The 2,192-nt window shown below is 48.4% G+C and carries 2 tRNA genes and 1 rRNA gene; all 3 read left to right on the top strand.

The window, feature by feature from the left end:
- Positions 1 to 44 precede the first annotated feature (44 nt).
- The 3 genes from H5088_RS20030 (at position 45) to H5088_RS20020 (ending at position 1,859) form a co-directional block, all read left to right on the top strand.
- Positions 45 to 1,580, top strand: a 16S ribosomal RNA gene (locus H5088_RS20030).
- A 76-nt stretch (positions 1,581 to 1,656) separates the two neighbouring features.
- Positions 1,657 to 1,733 (top strand) — tRNA-Ile (locus H5088_RS20025).
- Between the two features lie 50 nt (positions 1,734 to 1,783).
- Positions 1,784 to 1,859, top strand: a tRNA-Ala gene (locus H5088_RS20020).
- Positions 1,860 to 2,192: the final 333 nt, after the last annotated feature.

The raw sequence follows: 2,192 nt of genomic DNA, 5'->3' as shown, positions 1-2,192 counted from the left end.
AAAAATTCAGAATTCATTGAGCTGTCGAAAGACATAAAACTTTTTAATTGAAGAGTTTGATCATGGCTCAGATTGAACGCTGGCGGCAGGCCTAACACATGCAAGTCGAGCGGTAACAGAAAGTAGCTTGCTACTTTGCTGACGAGCGGCGGACGGGTGAGTAATGCTTGGGAACATGCCTTGAGGTGGGGGACAACAGTTGGAAACGACTGCTAATACCGCATAATGTCTACGGACCAAAGGGGGCTTCGGCTCTCGCCTTTAGATTGGCCCAAGTGGGATTAGCTAGTTGGTGAGGTAATGGCTCACCAAGGCGACGATCCCTAGCTGGTTTGAGAGGATGATCAGCCACACTGGGACTGAGACACGGCCCAGACTCCTACGGGAGGCAGCAGTGGGGAATATTGCACAATGGGCGCAAGCCTGATGCAGCCATGCCGCGTGTGTGAAGAAGGCCTTCGGGTTGTAAAGCACTTTCAGTCAGGAGGAAAGGTTAGTAGTTAATACCTGCTAGCTGTGACGTTACTGACAGAAGAAGCACCGGCTAACTCCGTGCCAGCAGCCGCGGTAATACGGAGGGTGCGAGCGTTAATCGGAATTACTGGGCGTAAAGCGTACGCAGGCGGTTTGTTAAGCGAGATGTGAAAGCCCCGGGCTCAACCTGGGAACTGCATTTCGAACTGGCAAACTAGAGTGTGATAGAGGGTGGTAGAATTTCAGGTGTAGCGGTGAAATGCGTAGAGATCTGAAGGAATACCGATGGCGAAGGCAGCCACCTGGGTCAACACTGACGCTCATGTACGAAAGCGTGGGGAGCAAACGGGATTAGATACCCCGGTAGTCCACGCCGTAAACGATGTCTACTAGAAGCTCGGAGCCTCGGTTCTGTTTTTCAAAGCTAACGCATTAAGTAGACCGCCTGGGGAGTACGGCCGCAAGGTTAAAACTCAAATGAATTGACGGGGGCCCGCACAAGCGGTGGAGCATGTGGTTTAATTCGATGCAACGCGAAGAACCTTACCTACACTTGACATACAGAGAACTTACCAGAGATGGTTTGGTGCCTTCGGGAACTCTGATACAGGTGCTGCATGGCTGTCGTCAGCTCGTGTTGTGAGATGTTGGGTTAAGTCCCGCAACGAGCGCAACCCCTATCCTTAGTTGCTAGCAGGTAATGCTGAGAACTCTAAGGAGACTGCCGGTGATAAACCGGAGGAAGGTGGGGACGACGTCAAGTCATCATGGCCCTTACGTGTAGGGCTACACACGTGCTACAATGGCGCATACAGAGTGCTGCGAACTCGCGAGAGTAAGCGAATCACTTAAAGTGCGTCGTAGTCCGGATTGGAGTCTGCAACTCGACTCCATGAAGTCGGAATCGCTAGTAATCGCGTATCAGAATGACGCGGTGAATACGTTCCCGGGCCTTGTACACACCGCCCGTCACACCATGGGAGTGGGTTGCTCCAGAAGTAGATAGTCTAACCCTCGGGAGGACGTTTACCACGGAGTGATTCATGACTGGGGTGAAGTCGTAACAAGGTAGCCCTAGGGGAACCTGGGGCTGGATCACCTCCTTATACGATTTAGAACTTATTTGTTCGTAGTGTCCACACAGATGATTGTTATTGTAAAGAGAACAACACTTATTGTTTTGGGTCTGTAGCTCAGCTGGTTAGAGCGCACCCCTGATAAGGGTGAGGTCGGTAGTTCAAATCTACTCAGACCCACCACTTCTTGTCTAATCAAGAAGATGGTTAAAACAGTAAGTACCAGCATATGTGGGGCTATAGCTCAGCTGGGAGAGCGCCTGCCTTGCACGCAGGAGGTCAGCAGTTCGATCCTGCTTAGCTCCACCACTTTTACTTCTTAAAAATAAATATTCTTTATCGGGCCATTAACAGCCTGAGAATAGAGTGTGTTTAATTTTGAGAGGTTTTTGTATCTCTTGCTCTTTAAAAATTTGGAAAAGCTGATAATAAAATTCTGATGAATACATTGTATTTATCAAGAGTTTTCAAAAGTAAAAAAAGAATGGTAGCAGTACCATTCAGTGCCATTTGATTGACGTTTTACGTTGATTGATTGGTATCTACTTTAGTATTCAATATTAACTTCTGGCGAAGTTAAACTGTCACAAAACAAAGACCCGTTTGGGTTGTATGGTTAAGTGACTAAGCGTACACGGTGGA

This window comes from Pseudoalteromonas sp. SR43-3, assembly GCF_014163875.1.
Taxonomy (GTDB): domain Bacteria; phylum Pseudomonadota; class Gammaproteobacteria; order Enterobacterales; family Alteromonadaceae; genus Pseudoalteromonas; species Pseudoalteromonas distincta.
Note: the sequence above shows the minus strand (reverse complement) of the source record. Positions and strands in the feature narration are given on the sequence as shown.